Consider the following 20,555-nt stretch of genomic DNA (forward strand, 5'->3'; position numbering starts at 1 on the left):
ATTCAGGTGGATACGGCGGTCGTGTGTACCGTCTGCGGTGGCAACGGCGCCGCGCCCGGCACTCTTCCCCAGACGTGTGACAAGTGTGAGGGCCGCGGTGAGGTAACCCAGGTCGTCAAGTCCTTTCTCGGCGAGACCCCGACCCAGCGGCCCTGCCAACAGTGCTCCGGATTCGGCACGGTCTTGCCAACCCCGTGCTTTGAGTGCACCGGTGACGGCCGCGTCCGTGCGCGACGCACGCTCACCCTGCGAATCCCGGCCGGTGTTAACAACGCCGACCGTTTGCAGTTTGCGGGGGAAGGCGAGGTAGGTCCCGGCGGTGGCCCGCCGGCCGATCTGTACGTGGAGGTCAGAGAGAGCGCCCATCCGGTCTTCCAACGCCAGGCTGACGACCTGCACTGCACGCTCACCGTGCCGATGACCACTGCCATCCTCGGCGCGACAATCCCGCTAGAGACTTTTGACGGAATACGGAATATCAGCGTGCCCCCCGGTGCCCAGACCGGCGAGCTGATCCGTCTGCGAAATCTCGGCGTCACCCAGCAGGGCGGCAAAAGTCGCGGCGAGCTTGTCATCCAAATCCAGGTCACCACCCCGACTCGTGTCGACGTCGAACAAGAACAACTGATTCGTCAGTTCGCGGCCCTGCGAGGCGAGGAGCGAACCAATCACCAGGGCCGTTTCTCTCGCCCGCCCGACACACTCAACGGGCCCTGAGACCAGCAGATCAGCGTGTGACCGGTTTCCGGTCCTGGACGGACACGAGCTTCCACACGTCTGTCCAAGCTCGTCGTACGCCTGCGCTGCACCGCAGGCAGCTGGGGTTGGTATCACGCCGCCTCAAGAAGCGAGAGCCGGGACGTCCCGCCCCCTCACGGAAGGGAGAACGGTGACAGTGACGCCGGAAAGAGCATGCACCACCAACCTGGCCCCGAGATGGCAACCAGGCTGAGTGCTGCATCCTTCCCATACGCGCGGACCGGCGAATGCAGGCCGTTACGGGGCGGGACGGCTTCCGGTGAGCAGGGTACGCAAGTATTTGGTCTGGGCGGCGAGCAACTTAATGCAGCGTTCGGTGCCACCCTTCAGGAACGGCAGCACCAGCAGGGCCGGGAAGGCGGCCACCATGGCCACCAGCATCCCGGGGGTGAGGAGAGCGACCAGCAGAACGCGCTGGAGAGCGCCCAAGGCACGAGGAGAGGGAAACACGGGAAGAGGCATGACACCAGTAGAAGACCGCGCCCCCACCATCACCTAGCGTCCTGAACAAGCACGGTACGCCTCGGGCAACACCGAACGGTCCCGCACGAACTGTTGCACTCCACCACTCCCGCCACTATTCAAGTTTCCGTTCGATGCTGTTCCGCGATGTCTTGTTCAGAAAGCCCCGATAAAGCACACCGCAGCCACCCAGACGAGCCCCGGTCCCTTCGCAGGACCAGCGCGGCTGATCGACGACTCGTACGACGCGGAGCTCACCGACGCCGGTCAGGAACCGCGACGAGACACCGCCTTCCTGGGGAAGGGGGTCGGTGACCGGCGGCCGCCCCTGGCGTGGCAGCGTGCGTTGCTGCAACGAGTTGCCAAGCGTTCTACCTGCGCAAACATCCCCGGCTCCCCCGACGCACTCGGGCGTTGCAGCGTGGCACGGTGGCGGGGCGGGTCGGGGGAGGATGTGGGTATGAGCACGCGTCCGATGCTGACCCAGCGCGAGGCCGCCGCGGCGTGCGTTGCCAGCCGCAGCACGATCCGCCGACGACGCGAGGCAGGCGACCTGCCCAACTCCGTCCACGACGAAGTCCGCGGCTACCTGACCCTGGTCGAGGACCTCGGCCGCCGGGTTCCGCCTCAACGCCCCCGCGCCCCCGGACACGCCTGCGGCCGCCCCGGCCGGGAAGGGGAAGGCGGTCGTCGTAGACCAGGAGGACGTCGCCGGACTCCGTGCCGAACTCGAACGCGCCCGCCAGAAACACGACCTGACCCTTGCCAGGGCGGAGTACGGACGGCAGCTCGCGGAGTACGCCTCGGCGTCTTCCTCAGCAACCAGAAGAGCCGGCGCGACCGGCTGAGCGAAGACCAACTCACCCAGCTCGCCAACCTTGGGCTGGAATGGGCGGCGTAACCGGAGGTTGTTACCGACAACAGGCCCTTCCTCATCGGCTCCGTGACCGAACCGGCGCGACACGGCCCTCGAGGAGCAACTGGTCGCCCTCGCCGGACTCAACTGAGCGAGACCAATTCGTAACCAACTACTATCCGTTGCGCAACTGCGCCGCCTTCCCCAATTCTCATTACGTTCCGTAAATGTATGTGCCCACAGGGGTGTGTGAGCCTCTCCGTCCACGCTAAACAGGCGTTTCACGGCTCACTTGGATCGGCAAAAGTGGTGTCAGGCAAGCGCTAGGGTCTCTATCGGTGACGTCGTCCTCGTGACTTCACAGCTGCTTTTTCTTCACGGTCCCGCGGGCCGGGGAGCGAAATGCTGCCAGGCCTATCTGACAGCGAGCTGTGAGATCGAGAGGAGGTGAGATTCATGCCTGGACGTCATCGTCGTGACCGCCCCGACCGAAGTTGGTTGAGGACGGTACGTCGAGCAGGTGGAAGGGGGATGCGACTGCTACCGGTCGTCTACTACTCCGACCAGCTGTTAGAGCAGTTGCCCCACTGGTACGAGAGGGTCAGCTCCCTATTGCACGTAGGGAGCTGACCCTCTGCCCGGGCCAGCTGTTCTTGGGGCCGCGCATCTCTGCAGGGTGCGTGGCCCCTCGGCGTTCAGCTGGTCACGCATGAACGGTGCGGGGAAGTCCTTCCCGGCTACGGCTGAAAGGCTGTCCAACTATCACACCTGCCCGGAGCGTATCGAGTGGCCACTTAGATGACAACTAAGTGGCCACCCCGCCCCACGAACTAACCAGCTCCCGCTGAGCAGCAAAAAACGGGACACCCCGAAACCGGCAGAATCCTGCTGCTCAAAAGCCGAACGTTGCCCTGGGGCTGGTCTCCCAGCCGTCGTCGGGCCAGACCTGGCGGCCGCAGGTCGGGCGCGGCCAAGCGGCGGCCTTCCGCCGGTGCTGGGCTTCCCCCGCTGCTGGCGCTCGCGCTGTTCCTCGGTACGTGCTGGATGCGGCGGTCCGGCTGGGGCGTTACTTCATGAGGCGCAGCGTTTTCCTTGCGGTGCGCGGCCTGTGCCCTGGTCGACTTGGAGTTGGGCGTACATGTCGAAGGGTTCGCCGTTGGGGGTGTCTTGTGCCCATACCTTCAAGGTGGTGATGCGGGTCCAGGAGCTGCCGGATATTTCCGGCACGATGAGTGCGTCGCCGATCGCCACCGTGGTCTGCGGGCAGGAGACCGTGGGTGTGGTGACGAAGAGGTCGGGGCCATCGCTGGTGGATGCGCCGGGCACGCGGATACGGACGTTGCCATCGGGCGAGGTCCAGGTTTCCTCGTTCACGGTCAGGACCGTTTCGTAGGTGCCGCGCTTGAACGGCGGCTGCACGGTGGCTTCCGGGGCGCCCGCTTCCGTCCCATCGGCTGATGGTGTTCTGCCGGTGGGGCGGGTGTCCGGTGCGGTGGAGGTGCCGGCCGTCGGGCCTCCGGTGGACGTCTTCTGGTTCCGGTCGTCGAAGAGGCCCGCGGCTGCCCAGGCCGCCGCAGCCACACCCAGCGCGGTGACCGTACTCACCACCCACATCAGAGGCGGCGGCTTCCTCCTCCTACGCGCAGTGTGAACCGGCGCTTCGTCCCCGCTCGCTCTTCCACCAGGATCAGCCACCTCTGCGTGGCCACTCGCTGCGGTGGAGGGCCGGCCCGTCATCGCCCCGGTGCCGGCGCCCTCGGTTTCCAGGCCAGAGGCCAAGCCGTCAGGGACGGGTACGGCGGAGGTCGGTGGGGCGGTTGGGGTACGGGCGGCGTCGGCCTGTTTCCAGCGGCGCAGGCATTCCTCGACCGCGGGTGGGCCGCCCAGGACCCGGGCGATCGGCTCCACCGTGGTCCAGCGCGGGAGGCGTTTGCCGTTGAGGGTCTCGGAGATCGTGCTGACGACCACGCTCGCGGTCGGGTCGGTCAACCGGATCCGGCGCACGATCTCGGTGTAGCTGGGCTTCTTCGCTTCCCGGTGCAGGTGGCGCAGCCAAGCGGCGAACTCCTCGACCGGGTCCACCCGTATCTCCCGCTCTCGTCGCTGTTCGGCGTCGTTCGCCGTTCTTCGGCCCACCCCACCGAACACGCCGACACTGCCTCAATGAGTGGTGTCAGACCGATCCGTACCACTGGAAGGCACCCATCGTGATGATCCTCATTGTGCCGCTCGTCGGCCTCGTACTGGGCGTACTTGGCCCACTCCTGGCCACCGCCGTCGCGGTTCTGGCCCACGACCCCGCCCGGCGCGCCGACGCCCGTCAGGTCCTCCACCTCCTTTTGGCCCGCCCCCTGCTCAGGCGACGCCAACTCGAGCACTACCCCCAGCCACCCGCCCCGTGACCCATGGCAAAGCTCCGGAGTTCAGTGCAGGAAGCCGAAGAGACCGTTTCTTTTGGCTTCCTGTCGGTCTTCGGCCTCCTCGGCGGCACGGGCCTCGGCCGCTTCCCGTTCGCGGTTTTTGATGCTGGTGCAGATGCTGCAGTCGCTGCCCGGGGGTCTGGTCTCCCAGCCGTCGTCGGGCCAGACCTCACGGTGGCAGGTCGGGCACGGCCACGCGGCAGCCTTCCGCAGCCGCTGGACCTCTTCCTCCTCCTGGCGCTCGCATTCCTTCCGGGCGCTCTGCTCGATGCGGCGTTGTTCCTCGCGTGCGTGGTAGGCGCGGTGGTCGTCGGGGTTGTCGAGGGCGTGCTCGAGGGTTTCGAAGGTGGGGTGTCCGTAGCGCCACCAGACGGGTCCGTGGGGACCGTGCTGTTGGAGGCGGGTCAGGGTGGTGGCGAGGACGGGGATGGTGCGGGTGTAGTCGCGGTAGCCGTCCTTGGAGGTGCGGTCGTAGATGCTGCCGCCGTGCCACGTTCCTTTCCAGCAGGCGGTGGACAGGTCGCGGATGCTCTTCATGCGGTTCATGGCGGTCTCGGGGCTGACGTTCTTGGCGAAGACCAGGGCCAGGGGCGGGTAGCCGGCGCGGTGGGAGTGGTCCCACCGCGTCGACCAGAACGGCACATTCCGGCCCTGGTGGTCCTTGGCGGTGCGCTGGAAGAACCGGCGGTAGCTCTCGATCTTCCGTGCGACGACGGTGGCGGGCTCGGTATGGTTGTCGACCTCCACGAACATGACCGGCACACCGTCCTCCGGCGCCGTGAGGACCGCGTCCGCGCGCAGACTCCCCCGCGCCGGGGTGGTGAACGTGCCCGAGACCGGGAGGGGCACTTCGGTCTCCCAGCCGCGCAGATGCCCCAGACCTGGAGGGCGGGCCGGCAGTACACGGGGCCGGGCGGGTACCGGGGTGCCGGCCGGGCTACGGCGGGCGACCGGTTTGGTGGGCAAGGGCGGGGACTGGCGGAACGCGTCGATCGTGTCCGTGACCGCCAGGGCGTGCGGGGCGCCGGCCTTCGCCGCCTCGCGTGCGGTGCCGCCCATCTCCCGCACCGGACGCCCCGCCTCCGTCGCCGCCGAGGCCAGGCCGGCCGTGGTCAGGTTCCACAGATCCCGCCACACCGGCCGCCCCGATGCCGACATGAACGAGGTCCGGCCCACCGACTCCACCAGACCGACCGAGCGCAGGTCCTTGCACGCGTTGCGGACCGTCTGCACATCCGACGTCCCCGGTAGCACCAGCTGACGCAACTGCTCCGCGGTCGCGACCTTCACGACCCCGAGCGCGAGGAGCACCAGGCCCCGGTTCTTGGCCGTCGACTTGTACGGCCACGCACTCGTCCCACCCACCTCTGCCCCACCCCTCCCTCACCCGGCACCCTCCCGGGGCCGGCTCTTCCCTTCGCGGGTCGGGGCGGCTGCCCGCGGCCCGCGCCGCCGCGACCACCAGCCGGAACCCCTTTCACCACAACATCAGTGGTTAAAGAGGGTTGTCGGCGCGGCAGGCAAGCCCCGAAACGGGTTCTGACCTGCACCGGAACCGACCTGCCCGACCATGATCACTGTAGGGACGAGTGTAGGGGGAACTGTAGGGACAGGTGTAGGGGAAACCGTGAGGTCCGGCCGGGTCCTGTCCAACTCACCACGGATGCACCATGTTCCGCTCAGGCCGTGGTGAGTAAGGGCCCCAGGAGCCGACGCACGTCACCGGTCGCAACCGCTACGGCGATGAGGGCCTGCACCCGGGCCGGCCCAACGCTTCTTGGTGTGTGAGTGCACACGGCGCTCCGATTCCCCGTCTGCTTGCGCTACGGTGCTTGCGGCTGGACGCGCACGCCATCCGCCGCAGGCCCGACGCCCACGTCGCCGGGTCAGCGATCGGCCAAGGTCTCTTCGGGGCCCGCGAAGTCCGTAACGGTGCTCTCCACCGGCGGTCGACGTGGGCAGGCCCGCCGGAACCGGAGACCCTTCATGCCCCGCAACCAGAACACCGCCGCGCAGCGTGCCCGCAGAGCCCAGACGGAGTCAGGCGGGAAGTACACCGCCCTGCTCCGCGAGGCCGAAGCCGGCGGGCCGCCGAAAACGTTCCCCTTCCGCAGCCTTATGGCCGAGTGCGCCACACGGCCAGAGATCCGCGTCGACTGGGGCTACGACCCCGAGTTCGATTGGTGGCCCGGGCCCGCGATGTTCGACTCCGTCCTGCTCGGCGGCCCCGTGCCCTGCGGCACGGTCCTGGCCCTTGCCGGCGCGCTCTCCAGCCTGGAGCTGCGGGGCGACCTGCACGTAGAGACCTACCACCGCCTCGAGAGCGCGCTCGTGTCCTGCGAGGGGCGGCGCTTCCAACTCATTCTCAACCAGGACCTCCTGTACGAGCTCTGTCGCACTCCCGGCTGCTCCCACCGACCAGTCAACGACTGGGCTATTCCCTACTGCGTCGACCACCTCTGCGAACGCCGGCCCGACGAGCTGATCACCATGGCCAGCGAATGGGGCCACGCCCAGTACGAGGAGTACAACGACAGCCCAGGAGACGCACAGGCAGGCAAGGAGGGCGACCTCCTCGTGAAGGCCGCCACCGGCATCGGCGCCTGCACGGAAGTCACGGCCGCGCTCCTCAAGGGCTGCTTCACCGACCCGCAGGACATCGAAGACACCTATGGCGTGACCGAGGAGAGCATCGCCATCCGCCACGGGCTCGCATACGAGCGGCTACGCCTGGCTGGAATGGCCGACGAGGAACGTGCACGCATCCGCCTGTCCGTCGACGCGTCCTGCACCGCATGCAGCGGCCCGCTGTCCGTACGGAACCCCCGCTCCGTACCGCCACAGTACTGCTCCACCACCTGCGCTCCGCCGCCGCCTGAAGAGGCGCAGCATCCTAACCCGTGGGTCACGGAGCCGACCTTCTGAGAGCCTTGGCGTCGGCGGGCCGGCGAACACTCCTCGCCGGCCCGCCCCCACCCCCGCCACACACATGCCCTGGCCTGCCATGGTGAGTAGCCGCACAGCGAACGCACCGTCGGTGCTATCACAGCACGTGCAAAGCTGGGCCCTTGGTTAGTTCCCCGGACCGGCAGAGCTCCGGTACCAGCGGCCATGTGCGGGCCGCTGGTAGGTGGTAGGGCGGCCCGCAGCGCGCCTCGGACACGCGCGTGTCCCGATCTGAGGTCTCTTTGCTGGCTCAGGACCGAATGTCGTCCTGCGTCGTCGTTCTCTGGAAGAAGGCACGTAGAGGCTCGTCAATGGCATGCTCACAGCTGCTGCAGCCAGCTGCGGCGTCGAGACGCGGTGCGAGGTCCTCAGTGTCGTGGGGGGTGAGGATGAGCCAGCGCAGAACGGCCTGTCGCACGATCAGCCTCAGCTCACGCAGCTCGGTCTGCCTCTTACCCTCCTCCTGCTCTTTGAGCAGGTCTCCGTGTACGTATCGAGATCGCGCGTCGTACGCATCCCGTACTGCCTTCGTGACGAGCTCGCGCAGGGATGGGGGGAACAAGGCGGCCGTGCGGGTCTGCATCTTCTTACTGATGCCCTCGTGATTGTCATTGGGGCTGGCCATCAGAGCTTCCAGAGCGATGACGTAGTCCAGGTGCAGCTCATCTATCTCTTGCTCCCACACTTCGTTGTCACTGTGGGTCCGCTGGTAGGCCTGCAGCAGATGTCGTGCGGCTCGTTCTAGCCGTCGGGCACGTTTCCTGGGCAGCTTGCGGCCGCTGGTGGCCCCGTCCATGACGGCGTCGATCCTGGTTGTTACTGCGGAGCAGAAATCCTGCATCCGCGGGAGATCGGCCGGGGCGAGGTGAAAGCTCCCGGTCTCGCGGTCCTCGAATTCCATTGGAGTCCCGTGGCGGCTTGCAATGGTCTCGATGGTGGTTGGCACGTCGTTTCGGTTCAGTTCGAAGTACCGGCCGCGCTCGACTCTGAACACGGCATCGACGTGCAGCAGGTCCTCGCTCCACAGGATGAGGGGAAGCAGGGCTCTCCAATGGCGGACTTCCGGTCGGGGGCCGCTGGATTCGAACCAGTGGGTGCCTCTGCGGTCCGACATACGGCCAGGGTTCGGGGCGTGGACGAACGGCGCACCGGCCAGGAGATCGAGGTCGAGCCCGCCCGGCTGAAGGCCGTGGAGAGCAGGCATGGGACCCAACTGCTTCAGTTCGTCGGTGGTGAAGGTCTGCAGGGTGTAGTGACCCAGCGGAATCTGTACTCCTTCAGGAAAATCACCGGTCAGCAGCAGCCAGTCCTCTACGCCCGGCGCCGGCGCCGTACAGAAGGCAACGAAACTGTCCGCGACCTCTGCCACCGGTACCGCCGCCCCTTGAGCGATCAGACGGGTCGCGTCGCCCAGCCCGGATGCACCCAGAAGTACGGACCATCGGGGCAGCCAGTCACCGGTGAGCTTGCCGTAGAGGTCACGGTGCTCCGATATCGGTGCCGCCAGAGCCACCGCGTTACTCAGGTCCTCCCACTCCGGCCGTATTGCAAGCGCTACGTCGGTAACAGCCTGGGGAATGGAGGGCAGAGTATGTGCCTGCTCAAGCCAGAAGAGGACGGCTTGACGTAGCTGGGAGGTGTCTTCCATGCGGCACAAAACTAGCGCACCCTCGCCAGCTACCGAGCCGTCTCCTCAACTCCGAGACCGGCCTGTGCAATCACCTCTACGCCTCCTGCATTCCGCACCGTCTGGCGGCGCATCAGGAACGAATCGTGATGAGTTACCGGACCGGCAGAGCTCCGGTCCCGGCAGCTGTCCATGTGGAGATGCTCCAACCTGGGATGGCCTCGGAGCAGTACAGCGACCTGGCGAAGACCCGCAAAGGCACCGCCGACTGAACACCAGCCACGCCGCCTGACCTCGATGAGGTGTAAGTACGTACGTAGCAGGCCGGACATCGTTGGGCGGGTGCGCCAATCACGGAGGACTTGTGATCCCTCACCCCTCATCCAGTCCGGCGCGAAGCGTGATGTGCGCAAGGACGGGTTCTCGGCTGTGGGATGACGTTGACTGTCGGGTTCAGCGCGAGGGGAAGCGACCAAGCTTCCCGGATGGCGGAGATCAGTGGGCGTGCGCTGTAGGGGGACAACCCGAGTTCCTGTCTGGCTTCGGCTAGAAGCTCCGGATCTCCGCTCGTACCAAGTGCTTCCGCAGCTTGTCTACGGCGGTCGAAGCCTTCACTGCCGAAGATGTCGAGGAGGGTGAGGGAGAAGTAGGCGTAGGCGGCCGCTTCGTCGATGAGTTGCCGTGCTGTGTCAGGCAGGGTGGGATGAGGTGCCCTGTGAAGATCTTCAGGTGAGTGGATGGCGAACTGTTCTAGTGCGAGCTGGACCTCGAGTTCGGTGCACGGACAGGCGCCCCTGAGGTGGGCGCCCAGGGTTCGGAACGCGTTGAGGATCTCGTGGGTGTCGGGCGTCCACTGTTGCTTACTGAGCAGGGTGCGGAATCCCGCCAGGGTCTCGGCTAGTTCCTGAAGTACCAAGCCACGTGCGATATCGGTCAGTTCGTCGGACTGTGTCCTTTCGCGGGTCTCCATGATGTGCCGGCCGTAGCGCAGCAGGTCCCGGGGGATTCCTCCGGACAGGACGTGGGCCAGCATCACGTATGGGTCGGAGAGGCCGGGGGCTCGTCGAGCGAGCATGGCTCGGGATTCGAACAGGACCGTGGGCTGTACATAGACGACGTCGTCGAGGGAGCTGTCGGTAACGTCGCGGTGGGGCAGTCCGCGGCGCACGAACGCGGCGCCGACGTCTTCGGCTACGGAGATCAGGTAGTGCACGTGGGGGACTCCAAGGATGGCCTTGATCTCGCTGAGAAAGGCCAGCGCTTGGGTATCCGATCCGAGGCGGTCTACCTCGTCAATCGCGATGACGACCTTACCGCCTCGCCTCTTGAAAGTTCTCGCAATGCTTCCCAGCACCTCGCGGAAGTCTGAGACCAGTTCCGGAAAGTTCGGGGGGACTGTGGAGATAGATGTGCTGTGGGTTGTGCCCAGAGTCAGTATTTGGGAGGCACCGGTAGCCATGGCTGCGGTTGACATCTGTGTGGTCTGTAGCCGGTACAGGTGATTACGGCACTGCGTCACGAGTGCCGGCTCAGCGGGACGCGGTTCCCAGGATCCTGCTCTCACCAGTGCAAGACCGAGAAGAGCGAGCGCCATGCGCAGGGGGTTCTCCTCTTCAGCAAGGACGGCCTGCGCCTGGGGGTTGCGAAGAACAAGGATCAGCAGGATGAACAGCATCGTGCTGCCGATCACCGGGCAGTACTTGCGGGCGGCCTGTCGTAGGGGGCCTGCAGGAATGCGCCAGTTCTCCTTGACCGCCTTCCTGCAGAGGAACCATACGGCGAGGTAGAAAACTATTCTTCCGAGTACTTCTGGAGACAGCCCCGCGAGTCGTTGCTGCACGTCCTTGTCGGTGAGAGCCCAGACCGTACTCCCTCCTATGAGGGCAACGCCGGCCGCCGTAGCAACGAGCAGTGCGAAACGCCCAAAGTAGTTCCACCGATTCGCCCGACGTAGCCGCCACCAGACTGCGCCAACAAGAAGCAACGAAACGGCCGTTCCTGCTGCATGGCCACGCCAAGTGTCGGTAGCCAACACACGTAGCGTTTCCACGTGCTGTGCGGCACGTGCAACCGCTGTATCGATGCGTGCCGAAGGCACAGAACGGGTCGCCGCAGCCGAACCCAGTACCACGAGTGCTAGGGCTGGAAGGGCAAAAGCCGACCACCTGAGCATTCTCTTGCATCGCGACCAGGCATGTCGTAGTGCTCTGCGCACATTGGACAGGCGTGTGAATTCGGGTACCTCGTACCCTTCGTGCTTGATGTAGGTCTCACATAACTGGACCGACAAGGAGAGAAGGAAGTCATGAGGCGCGTAGGTGGCTGGAGCCTGCGCCAGCACGCCGAAGTCGGCGTCTTCGACGGAGCTCTCCAGAAGCGTGGTTTTCCCCGCTCCGCGTGGACCGCAGACAGCGATGGTTCCAGCTTCGATCTGTGCGAGCTTCCGCTTCAGCAGTAGGGCTGCCGTGCTCTCGACGACGTAACCGCGTTCGCGCGGGGAACGCAGACCGTCGTAACTTTCCGGCGCCAACAGTGAATCTGGGTCGTCTCCCAGCAGGATACGAATCGACCGGTCAACGACGGACGCCATGCCGTGGGTGCGTAGATCCCGGCCCCAGTCTGCCGCCTTCAACCGGTACTGAATGCTCAGGACCAATGTTCCCAAGGCCAGCCAGCCGGCTCGAAGACAGCGCCGCGTATTTCGCCAGGCAGCCGAGCCCCGCCTGTGGAGCAGAAACAGCATTCCCGCAACTACCGCCGCTAAGAACACCAACGCTAAGAAGCCCCACAAGGAAAACGCCGCAACGGCTGCAAGGACCGCAGCCAGGCAACCCACCCACGCGCCCCATGCTGTGTTCGCTGCGGCAGCATTACGGCGTTCCCGCGTCTCGGAGAGGGCCTCTTCCGCCTCCCGTGCGGCACTGAGCGACTCACTGCACGCCGCATGCACTCGAGCGACGTTCGAACTGATCCGCATGTACCGCCGGACCGAACCAGTGGTTACGCCAGCACGCTTCCCCAGCAACCGCGCGGTCTTCGGATCCGCCAGGGCCGCCTCCAGACAGCGGCTGTAAATCTCATCCTCGGTCGCGGCAAAGTCGCCTAAGTAGGCCAACCGGGCCTTCCACTGCTCAAGCACCGCCACCCAATCCTCCCCTAGGACAAGACCCGGATGTTAGCGCTTGGCGAAGATGCGAGCCGTCACTTTGCGGAGCGGAGCTACGTCTGCTTCAGATGCTGGTCACCCGGCAGTCGCTGCGGGTTGCTGGGCAGGTTCTCCGCATCCAGTTCATCGACGTTGGCTTGGGCGTCTGGCGGCAACTTGCGCGCCGACGGCGGGAGCACAACTGAGGCCTAGTAATGTTCGGCCACATGAGCATCCCTACCCCGAGGGGGGAGCGAGAGAAGCTAATCACTGCTCTCACCCCCCAGCTGCGCAGACACTTGAAGATCCGCGCTTTCGAGCATGGAATGGACATTCAGGACGCCACCGAGCACGCCATCAACGCCTGGTACTCGGCAGACGGCCTGCCTGAGATCAAGACCGACGGCGCGAAGACCTGGGGCACGTTCCTCCCGGTCGGAGGACCGGACAAGTTCAAGGCTGCCTGTTCGGAGCGCGGCGTCACTTACGTCCAGGGCCTGGCGCAGGCCCTCACCTTGTGGCTCGACAACCACCCCTCTCCCACCAGTCCTTTGGTGGCTCAGCCGGTGGTGCGGGTGATAGTGGCCAACCAGAAGGGCGGCGTCGGGAAGACGTTCATCTCGTCCGGTATCGCGCAGGCACTCGCAGAAGCGGGCCACCGGGTTCTGATCGTCGACTACGACCCGCAAGGGCACCTCACCGCGGAGCTCGGCTTCGAGGACGTCATGTACGAGGACGATGTCGAGACGCTCCTCATGCACATGGACGGCACGGCCAAGGGACACATCGGCGACCTTTTGGTCGCCCTGGACCAGAAGCGCTTCGGGGAGCGTCTTCATCTCCTGCCGGCGTCCGACGACGCGTTCCTCCGTGACGTCGCGCTCTCGAAGGTCTCGTTCAGCGAAGCAGCCCTGGAGCGCGCACTGGAGCCACTGGAGGCCGACTACGACGTCATCATCATCGACGGTCCGCCCAGTCTCGGTCTGAACATGGACACGGCTCTGTACTACGTGCGGCGCCGTGACGGTGAACTCGCCGACCGTTCGGGGGTCATCACCCCTGTGTGGGCGAATAAGGCGTCGCACAGGGCGTTCCGTCTGCTGAAGAGCCAGAAGGAAGACCTCTGCCGCAAGGGCCGGATCCAGGTGGACTACCTCGGTCTCGTCGTCAACGCATACGACAGCCGCCGCGGCAAGCTCGTCCAGGAGAACAAGGACCAGTGGGAACTGAGCAGTTCCCCCGGGGTGCTGGCTGTGATCGGTGACCTCAAGGAAGGGCGTGAGGCGGCGGACGGCGAGATCCCTCTGCTGGAGTACGCCCCGGACAGCGAGCATGCTCAGGCAATGCGTGATCTGGCGAAGGAACTGGCGGTATGAGCGAGAACCAGCGGCAGCGAGTCACGCGCGGCTTCAGCATGGATGAGGACGGCCAGGACTCGGGAAAGCCCGCGCCACGGCGCGTCCGGACCCGACAACAGATCATCAACGGTGAGGGGAAGCGCCCGCCGGCTGCTGTGCCCCTAACGCAGCTCGCGCACAATCCGTTCAACCCCCGTGAGCAACTCACCGAGCTTGAGGAGACCGCTGAATCCCTTACAGCAAGGGGGCAGGTCCAGCCGGTCGCCGTGGTGCGGCGTGCCGCGTTTCTGGCCACGCACCCCGGCCTGGAGGAGCAGCTCGGGAAGGCCGAGTACGTCGTCATCGATGGTAATCGGCGTCTCGCTGCTGCTGGGCTGGCTGGGCTGGCGGAACTGCGGATCGATGTGAATGACGATCTCGCCGCGAGTGCCGCGGACATGCTGGAGGGGGCGTTGATCGCAAACGTGCATCGCGTGGACGTTCCGCCGCTGGATCAGGCGAAGGCGATCCAGGAGCTTGTGCGTGTGCACGGGTCACAGGGCAAGGTGGCGAAGCGGCTCGGTAAGACTGCGGCGTGGGTCTCGCAGCGTCTGGCTCTTCTGGAGCTCACTCCGGAGCTGCAGGAGAAGGTGGAAGCTGGCGAGTTGAAGGTGGAACCGGCCCGTCGTATTGGCCGTCTGCCGAAGGAGGAGCAGGCCGCAGCAGCTGCAGAAACCGTTAACGCCGTTAATGCTCCACGCCAGCGTTCGCCAAGGCGGGTCCTGGCGCAGAGGGAGAACGGTGACACCGTTAACGCCGTTAATACCTCAAGGGCGGGGACGGAGGATGCGAGCAGCGCCTCTGCGACCGTTAACGGCGTTAACGGTGAGGGCACGGAGCCTGCTCAAGCTCAGCTGGTATTGCCCCCTTCCGTTACGCCATCCGAGGTGGTGGATGCTTTGGTCGCCCACCTGTCGGTGTCGGAGCTGACCGCGGTCACGGAGCTGCTCGTCGACAGGATCGGCCACGAACAGACTCTGGTGACTCAGGACTCCACCGGGTAACGGTGCCCAACGCAAAAAGCGGCCCCCGCTCCGGGTATGTCCCGGGCGGGGGCCGCTGCATGGTCAGGCGTGGTCGTCGTGTTTGCGTCGGCGTGACTGGGCGTCGGACACGAGCCGGGTCTCGCCCGGGTGTTGGGCGTTCCAGTTTTCGGCGCAGATCTTGTGGACTGCTTCCCCGGTGTGGGAACGCAGTGGTGTGGGTTTGCGGCAGGGGGCGTCGCGGCGGAAATGCAGGGCGTCACGCCAGTCGAGCAGTAGCGGTTGCCCGGGGGTGGTCATGGCCGGGCGGTGGTGGGTGTGGCGGTGCCGGGTCGGCCTTCGCGGCGTCCGTTGACGCTGGGCGTCTGGGCGTGGTCGGGGCGGGCCTGGATGATGGCTCCGGTGTGCTTGCCCTGGTACATCGCTGTGTCGGCGGCCCGCATCAGGGTCGGTAGGTCGGCGCTGGTGACGGCGGCCGGGGTGGCGACTCCGAGGGAGACGGCCAGCGGCAGCAGTCCGCCTTCGTAGGGGACCGGCCGGGTCATGAGTCGGGCGAGGTGCTCCAGGCGGAGCTGTTGGTGGCGGGGTTGGATGCGGGCCAGGGCGGCGAATTCGTCGCCTCCGAGTCGGCCGGCGAGACCTTGAGGCCCGGCCCATTCGGTCAGGCGGGTGCCGATCGCGGCGAGCGCGGTATCGCCTGCCGCGTGTCCGTGGTTGTCGTTGAGGCGTTTGAAATGGTCGGCGTCCGCGAGGACCAGGACCGCTTCGTCGGGGTGGCGTTCCAGGAGCCGGCGGGCGCGGGTGGTGAAGGCTTCGCGGCGCCAGGTGGTGGTGAGGGGGTCGCGGTGAGCGGCGGTGAGGCGTCGGTGCAGGACGGTGGTGTGCAGGGTCCAGCCGGCCAGCGGTACGACAGCCGCGGTGATGTGCAGGGCCTTACGCGGTAACAGGGCCGTGGCCATAATGGTGACTTCCTTCTCATTTCAGGTATGGGTCGGAAAAGCCCGGGGCTGCCGTCTGTAGCGGCGGCCCCGGGCGCTTGTGTCTGTGGGTCAGTCAGGCGGTGAGCATGGTTCCTGCGGCTGCGATGAGGTCGTCGGCGGTGCGGATCGCGTGCTCGCGGGCCGTGTGCAGCGCGGTGTCGTGGTCGGCGTCCCGCATGGCGTAGACGGCGGCTGCGGCGGCTTGGGCGATCGGGGCGAGTGCGGGCAGCAGGATTCGTACGCGCAGGAGCGGGCCGGTGATCGCGGAGCGGGTGAGGTGGGAGTCGGCCCGGGCGTCGGTCCAGTCCTCGCCACGCAGGCGGAGGTCTTCGCGGATCCACATGGTGCGGCGGTGATCCGCGAGTGCGGTCGCCAGGTCGGTGACGGCGGCCAGGCCCTGGATACGGCGGGCGGCGGCTTCGGCTGCGGCGCGCTGTGCGCGCTGGCTGAGGTGCTGGAGGGTTCCGGTCAGGAGGGATCCGGCGAGGGTGCCGAGAACGGCGAGGACAGCGGTTAACACGGGACGGTGTCCCTTCGGGTCAGGCGGCCAGAGGGTGTGTGGCCGCAGGTGTGATGTAGCTGTGCGGGTCGGCGGGGGTGCCGTCGTGGCACTCCAGGCACGAACCGATGGTCCGCAGCGGGAGGCAGTGGTGGTAGCGCCGGCGGCAGGCCGGGCAGGTGCTGCGCCGGGCCATGGCCCGGTCCAACGCGAGCTCCTTGGCGAGGGTCATGGGCCGGACGGGCAGGGCGAGGTCGATGCGGTAGAGGTAGGCCATGCGCGTACAGGTGCGGGCCGGCTTCGTCAGGCAGGCGCGGCATCGCAGTTGCGCGACGGGGTCGTGTCCGCCGGGCCGCAGGCCGAGCGCGCGCAGCTGGCGGCGGGTGGCCAGCCCGTCCGGGGAAGCTTTCCAGTCGAAGGTCTCGATGGCCGCCGACGGCGGTTTGGCGTACGGGTCGACGTCGATCACAGCCGTCTTCGGGCCGCTGTTCACACTCATGACGCGCCCCGGGAGCCGGGCAGGCGGCGGTGGGGCGGGAGCGGGTGGCGGGGGCCGGGCAGGATCGGCCGGGGTCGGCCGGTGTGTTTGGAGGGACGCGGGGCAGGAACCATGACGATCACTCCTGTGAGCAGGGGTGAAAAGGGCGCGCCGGAAGCCTGGGGAGGTCGAGGGCGCGCCCTTTTTGTTTGCCGGGCGGCGGTGGGGCGGGAGCGGGGGCAGGACCGGGTGATCCGGCTGTGGTGGGGCTGGGGCGGCCGGTCAGAACGGGGGGCCGTCGTCGAGGACGCTGGTGTGCCGGGTGTCGGTGAGTGAGGCACGGCGGATCTTCAGGCGCCAGTCGCAGGGGGCGGGAGTGCCGGGCGGGGTGTCGAGTTCGTCCAGCAGGACGATCAGCGCGTCTTCGTCGGGCAGTTCGATGCTGGTGTAGGTGCCGCACTCGCAGGGGGCGGTGAGGGTGGCCGGGTCAGCGGGTGGTGGTGGTGAGGATGTCGGCGTGGTCGAACGCGAGGTCCGGGAGCGCGTTGATGGGCCACCAGCGGGCGTCGGCCGCGTCGTCCAGCGGTGTCGGGGCGGTGAGTTCGGGCAGGGTGGCGGTATAGGCGACGGTGACGTACCGGCCGCGCGGGTCCCGGCCGGGGGCGTCGAACGCACCGACCTGCCGCAGCTCGTCGGCGGTGACGGTGATGCCGGTCTCCTCCTTCAGCTCGCGCACGGCGGCCTGGAGGGACGCCTCCCCGGCGTCGACGTGTCCTCCGGGGAGCGCCCAGGATCCGGCGTGCGGGTCCCAGCGGCGCTGGATGAGCAGGACGTGGCCGGCGGCGAGGAGAACGACGTCGGCGGTGTAGCGGATCGTCTCGTCACGGCTTTCGGCGGTCATGCGAGTCCCTTCTCGGTATGGGGCAGGCCGGGCGGCCTGTCCGGTCCTCACCGTCCGGTGGCCGGGGGTGGTGAGGGCCGGGCAGGTGGCCGGGTCAGCCGTGGATGCGGTTGCGCTTGATGACGGCCTTGCGGATGTTCACGGTCGTGCCGCTGCCGGTGGTGCGTCGGCCGGTCGGCCTGGCGGCGAGGACGAGGGCGACGAGGAAGGCGAGGGCGGCGAAGGACATGAGGGCTTGTCCGGCGGCGGCGAGGATGTCGTCGAGCTGGGCGAGGCCGGGGGCGGCGGCGCCGATCCCGAAGCCGGTGAGGGCGATGAGGCCGCCGGTGGACAGGGCCAGCGCGCTGTACTGCCACACCCACCCGGGCACTCGTGTGGGGGCGGGGGGCTGGGTGAAGGCTGCGGGCATCGGAGCCGGGGGCTGGGTCGGGTGCTGCGGGGCGGGGGGCTGGAGGGTGGCGCGGGTCTCTTCCTCGCGGCGGATCAGGGACCAGACGCGGGCCATGTAGAGCTCGTCGGAGAGGAGGTCGCGGGCGTCGGCCGGGTCGAGGGGGAGCCGGTCCGGGAGGACCGGCGGGACCGGTGCGGAGGTGAGTGCGCTGGAGGTGTGGGTGGTGTTCATGGCGAGCCTCCGGGGTGTCAGGCGGTGATCTGGGCGATGGCGGTGGCGAGGCTGGAGAGGGCGTTGTTGACGGCGGGGGCGATGCCGGTGGAGGCGAGGAAGAAGCCGAGGAGGACGGCGGCGAGGGCGGGTCCGAAGCGGAGCGATCCGGTGCGCAGGAGGATGGCGACGACGACCAGGAGCAGGACGACGGCGGAGATGGTGATGCCCATGAGCGCGGTGTTCCTTCACGTTGGGTGACTGGTTAGGGGGTGTGGTGTGGGCCGCCCACGGCGGTGCCGGGGGAGGGCCGGGGGTGCCCTCGGGGGCGGGTTTCGGGGCTTCGGCGGGGGGTGTGGTGTGGGCGGCCCACGGGTCCACATGCAGGTCAGGGGCTCCCACGCGCTGTGGGGGGCCCACAGCGCGTGGGAGGGGTGTGGTGGGCGGCGTGTGGGCCGCCCACAGCCTGAGTTGTGGTTACTGGGTGTTGCGGGTGGCGTAGGCGTGGATCGCGGCGGCGAGGGTTTCCGCGAGGTAGCCGGCCTTGGACTCGCCGTCGTTTCCGGCGCGGACGCTGCCCTTGCCGGGGCGCTCGACGCCGACGGCGCGCAGGAGCCGGTTGAGTTCGGTGCCGAGGGCGACGGGGTCGGTGTCCATGCGGGTGGCGAGGTCGCCGGTGTGGATGCGGCCGCCCGCGGCGACGATGTGCTGATGCGCGTCAGCTAGGAGCTGCGGGACGGGGTTGGGGCGGTCCTGGGGTGCTCCGGCCTGGCGGATGACGCGGCCGAAGTCGGCCTCGATGACGGTGGCGTTGCCGGGCGCGGCCTGGTCGTGCTTGCCGTCGATGGTGCGGGCCGCGGCGAGCATGTCGGAGAGCAGGTCGGAGCCGAACCGCTGCGTCTTCGCCGGTGCTTCGGCCGTGGCGGTCGCGGCCGGTGTGGTGGAGCTGCTCGCGGCGCGCGGGCCGGCCGTGCCGTCCGCGTCGTCGTCCACGAGCCCGGTGTTGGGGATGCCGGTGAACTCGTCGATCGGTGGGTGGAGGATCTCCATGTCGGTGTAGGGGTGGGTGGTGTGGTGGAGCTGCTTGCCCTTGTAGATGCGGGGCAGGATGCGGCCCCAGCGGCTGGCGTAGTACTGGGCGGGTTCGGTGTCGAGGAAGACGTCTTCCAGGCGGGGCCGGCGGTCGGCGTAGGTGACGGACAGGGCCCGGATCTGCTTCGGGGTGATCCGGTAGGCCTTGAACGCGGTGGGGTCGGAGACGACGTCGTCGGCGTCCGGTGAGGAGTAGAAGCCGCAGCCCTTGTACGGGGCGGCCTTGGGGTTGATGCGGGCCCCGCCGGTCGGGAAGAGGTGGGAGAGTTCCTCGGGGTCGGAGACGCGCATGCCGACCCGGACGCGGGACTGCTTCTTCATCGCGGCGGTGATGACGTCCTGGGTGGCGCGCAGCCCGCAGTCGACGACGCGGACGCGGGCGGCGCGGCCGGTGTTGACGATGGTGTCGAGCTTGCTGAGGAGCTTGGGGGTGAGTTCTGCGATCTCGTCGACGAGGATCAGGATCTCGGGCAGGTCGTGGGTGACCTTCAGCTTGTCGTCGTCGACGAGCTGGTCCTGGTGCCCGGACTTGCGGGCGCCGATCCCGGCGATCACGACGTCGCACAGGATGTGGGCCTCTTCGATGGTGTCGGCGGTCCAGTCGATGAGCGGGACGGCGGCGTTGCCGTCGGTGGCCCAGGCGTGGAGCCAGGGCAGGCTGATACCGGCGCCGGTGACGTCGATGTGCATGACGACGGTGTCGTTGGTGCGCAGGGCTCCGGCGTTGGCGACGTTGACGGTGTTGGTCTTGCCGGAGCCGACCTGGCCGACGATGAGGGCGCAGTCGTCGACGACGGCGATGCGGGCCTCTTCGGCGTCGGGCTTGAGGCCGAGGGGGATGCCGTCGTAGATGCTGGTGACGGTGGTGTCGCCGGGGCCGTCGGGCAGGTCGATCTGCTGGGCGAGGACGTCCTGGGCGGTGACCCGGATGAGGGTCTGCCCGTAGGTCTCGCCGTCGCGGATCTCGATGCCGCCGCCCTTGGGCAGGCGCAGGTCGACGGCGAGCTTGCGCACCGCGTCGGCGGGCAGCTCGGGGGTGTCGGAGGGCATGGTGACCAGGACGGTGTAGCCGACGCCGCCCTTCCACGGGCGTACGCCGTCGACGGTGTGGTTCTCCAGGCGGAAGAGGCGGTGGAGGCGGTCGTGCCATTCGCCGGCCCGCTTGTTGGCCCACTTCTGGAGCTTGCGCTGGTGGCGTTCGGTGCGGGCGGCCTCCTCGGCCTGGACCAGGCCGCGGGCCAGGGTGATCCCGGCAGCGGCTCCGGCGGCCCACCAGCCGGTCATGCCCCAGGTGAGGGGGGTGTGCTCGGCCAGCGCGGAGGCGGTCCACCCGCCGGCGGTGAGCCAGGCGGCGCAGCGGGCGACGGTGTGGCCGCCGGGGCGCCGCTGGTAGAGGTCGGCGGCGGCCT

General features: G+C 67.6%; 19 protein-coding genes. 6 read left to right on the forward strand and 13 right to left on the reverse strand.

The window, feature by feature from the left end; all coding sequences use genetic code 11:
- A partial coding sequence (locus VN520_RS29910; protein ID WP_325750071.1) for a DnaJ C-terminal domain-containing protein occupies positions 1–717 on the forward strand: 717 nt, incomplete at its 5' end.
- 279 nt (positions 718–996) lie between these two features.
- On the opposite strand, the gene VN520_RS29915 is transcribed toward VN520_RS29910, so the two are convergent.
- The gene (locus VN520_RS29915; protein WP_325750072.1) at positions 997–1,188 is read right to left on the reverse strand and encodes a dTMP kinase; all 192 of its coding nucleotides are present in this window, start codon (positions 1,186–1,188) and stop codon (positions 997–999) included.
- A 1,960-nt stretch (positions 1,189–3,148) separates the two neighbouring features.
- Entirely contained in the window at positions 3,149–4,225 is a 1,077-nt protein-coding gene (locus VN520_RS29920; RefSeq protein WP_325750073.1) for a helix-turn-helix transcriptional regulator, read from the reverse strand.
- Between the two features lie 59 nt (positions 4,226–4,284).
- Between VN520_RS29920 and VN520_RS29925 the strand changes: the two genes are divergently transcribed.
- Entirely contained in the window at positions 4,285–4,479 is a 195-nt protein-coding gene (locus tag VN520_RS29925) for a hypothetical protein (RefSeq protein ID WP_325750074.1), read from the forward strand.
- Between the two features lie 21 nt (positions 4,480–4,500).
- Here the strand turns inward: VN520_RS29925 and VN520_RS29930 are convergent, their stop codons facing one another.
- Positions 4,501–5,862 (reverse strand): replication-relaxation family protein, encoded by a 1,362-nt coding sequence (locus VN520_RS29930; protein ID WP_325750075.1) that lies wholly within the window; start codon positions 5,860–5,862, stop codon positions 4,501–4,503.
- A 621-nt stretch (positions 5,863–6,483) separates the two neighbouring features.
- On the opposite strand from VN520_RS29930, the gene VN520_RS29935 reads away from it, so the two are divergent.
- Positions 6,484–7,422, forward strand: coding sequence for a hypothetical protein (locus tag VN520_RS29935; RefSeq protein WP_325750076.1), 939 nt, complete (start codon positions 6,484–6,486; stop codon positions 7,420–7,422).
- A gap of 271 nt (positions 7,423–7,693) precedes the next feature.
- Here the strand turns inward: VN520_RS29935 and VN520_RS29940 are convergent, their stop codons facing one another.
- The gene (locus tag VN520_RS29940) at positions 7,694–9,091 is read right to left on the reverse strand and encodes a hypothetical protein (protein ID WP_325750077.1); all 1,398 of its coding nucleotides are present in this window, start codon (positions 9,089–9,091) and stop codon (positions 7,694–7,696) included.
- Between the two features lie 128 nt (positions 9,092–9,219).
- On the opposite strand from VN520_RS29940, the gene VN520_RS29945 reads away from it, so the two are divergent.
- Positions 9,220–9,342, forward strand: a complete 123-nt coding sequence (locus VN520_RS29945) for a hypothetical protein (protein WP_325750078.1) — start codon at positions 9,220–9,222, stop codon at positions 9,340–9,342.
- A gap of 107 nt (positions 9,343–9,449) precedes the next feature.
- Here VN520_RS29945 and VN520_RS29950 read toward each other — a convergent pair whose 3' ends face one another.
- Positions 9,450–12,215 carry a hypothetical protein gene (locus tag VN520_RS29950; RefSeq protein ID WP_325750079.1) on the reverse strand — a complete coding sequence of 922 codons (2,766 nt, stop codon included), beginning with the start codon at positions 12,213–12,215 and terminating at the stop codon, positions 9,450–9,452.
- A 326-nt stretch (positions 12,216–12,541) separates the two neighbouring features.
- Here VN520_RS29950 and VN520_RS29955 point away from each other — a divergent pair, with 326 nt between their 5' ends.
- Both VN520_RS29955 and VN520_RS29960 read left to right on the forward strand, forming a co-directional pair.
- Positions 12,542–13,591 carry a ParA family protein gene (locus VN520_RS29955; RefSeq protein WP_414719991.1) on the forward strand — a complete coding sequence of 350 codons (1,050 nt, stop codon included), beginning with the start codon at positions 12,542–12,544 and terminating at the stop codon, positions 13,589–13,591.
- A complete protein-coding gene (locus VN520_RS29960; protein ID WP_325750081.1) occupies positions 13,588–14,616 on the forward strand; it encodes a ParB/RepB/Spo0J family partition protein in 1,029 nt (342 codons plus the stop codon). The genes VN520_RS29955 and VN520_RS29960 overlap by 4 nt, the downstream gene beginning before the upstream one ends.
- Positions 14,617–14,679: 63 nt before the next feature.
- Here the strand turns inward: VN520_RS29960 and VN520_RS29965 are convergent, their stop codons facing one another.
- The 8 genes from VN520_RS29965 to VN520_RS30000 form a co-directional block, all read right to left on the reverse strand.
- Positions 14,680–14,895 (reverse strand): hypothetical protein, encoded by a 216-nt coding sequence (locus VN520_RS29965; RefSeq protein ID WP_325750082.1) that lies wholly within the window; start codon positions 14,893–14,895, stop codon positions 14,680–14,682.
- The gene (locus VN520_RS29970) at positions 14,892–15,554 is read right to left on the reverse strand and encodes a GGDEF domain-containing protein (RefSeq protein WP_325750083.1); all 663 of its coding nucleotides are present in this window, start codon (positions 15,552–15,554) and stop codon (positions 14,892–14,894) included. The genes VN520_RS29965 and VN520_RS29970 overlap by 4 nt, the downstream gene beginning before the upstream one ends.
- Before the next feature lie 94 nt (positions 15,555–15,648).
- Positions 15,649–16,095: a protein kilB gene (locus tag VN520_RS29975; RefSeq protein WP_325750084.1), complete on the reverse strand. Its 447-nt coding sequence runs from the start codon at positions 16,093–16,095 to the stop codon at positions 15,649–15,651.
- 19 nt (positions 16,096–16,114) lie between these two features.
- Positions 16,115–16,573, reverse strand: coding sequence for an RRQRL motif-containing zinc-binding protein (locus VN520_RS29980; RefSeq protein ID WP_325750085.1), 459 nt, complete (start codon positions 16,571–16,573; stop codon positions 16,115–16,117).
- A 466-nt stretch (positions 16,574–17,039) separates the two neighbouring features.
- Positions 17,040–17,453, reverse strand: a complete 414-nt coding sequence (locus VN520_RS29985; RefSeq protein WP_325750086.1) for an NUDIX hydrolase — start codon at positions 17,451–17,453, stop codon at positions 17,040–17,042.
- Between the two features lie 94 nt (positions 17,454–17,547).
- Entirely contained in the window at positions 17,548–18,075 is a 528-nt protein-coding gene (locus VN520_RS29990) for a hypothetical protein (RefSeq protein WP_325750087.1), read from the reverse strand.
- A gap of 17 nt (positions 18,076–18,092) precedes the next feature.
- A complete protein-coding gene (locus VN520_RS29995) occupies positions 18,093–18,287 on the reverse strand; it encodes a hypothetical protein (protein ID WP_073772066.1) in 195 nt (64 codons plus the stop codon).
- Positions 18,288–18,531: 244 nt separating this feature from the next.
- Positions 18,532–20,555: hypothetical protein (locus VN520_RS30000; protein WP_325750088.1), on the reverse strand; the 2,024-nt coding region annotated here is incomplete at its 5' end.

The organism is Streptomyces sp. (assembly GCF_035563135.1).
GTDB lineage: Bacteria > Actinomycetota > Actinomycetes > Streptomycetales > Streptomycetaceae > Streptomyces.

Excerpts from the sequence above, each read along its gene's own strand:
- VN520_RS29960 (WP_325750081.1), top strand. The coding sequence starts at position 13,588 with ATGAGCGAGAACCAGCGGCAGCGAGTCACGCGCGGCTTCAGCATGGAT.
- VN520_RS29945 (WP_325750078.1), top strand. The coding sequence starts at position 9,220 with ATGAGTTACCGGACCGGCAGAGCTCCGGTCCCGGCAGCTGTCCATGTG.
- VN520_RS29955 (WP_414719991.1), top strand. The coding sequence starts at position 12,542 with ATGGACATTCAGGACGCCACCGAGCACGCCATCAACGCCTGGTACTCG.
- VN520_RS29935 (WP_325750076.1), top strand. The coding sequence starts at position 6,484 with ATGCCCCGCAACCAGAACACCGCCGCGCAGCGTGCCCGCAGAGCCCAG.
- VN520_RS29965 (WP_325750082.1), bottom strand. The coding sequence starts at position 14,895 with ATGACCACCCCCGGGCAACCGCTACTGCTCGACTGGCGTGACGCCCTG.
- VN520_RS29985 (WP_325750086.1), bottom strand. The coding sequence starts at position 17,453 with ATGACCGCCGAAAGCCGTGACGAGACGATCCGCTACACCGCCGACGTC.
- VN520_RS29995 (WP_073772066.1), bottom strand. The coding sequence starts at position 18,287 with ATGGGCATCACCATCTCCGCCGTCGTCCTGCTCCTGGTCGTCGTCGCC.
- VN520_RS29990 (WP_325750087.1), bottom strand. The coding sequence starts at position 18,075 with ATGAACACCACCCACACCTCCAGCGCACTCACCTCCGCACCGGTCCCG.
- VN520_RS29980 (WP_325750085.1), bottom strand. The coding sequence starts at position 16,573 with ATGAGTGTGAACAGCGGCCCGAAGACGGCTGTGATCGACGTCGACCCG.
- VN520_RS29940 (WP_325750077.1), bottom strand. The coding sequence starts at position 9,091 with ATGGAAGACACCTCCCAGCTACGTCAAGCCGTCCTCTTCTGGCTTGAG.
- VN520_RS29970 (WP_325750083.1), bottom strand. The coding sequence starts at position 15,554 with ATGGCCACGGCCCTGTTACCGCGTAAGGCCCTGCACATCACCGCGGCT.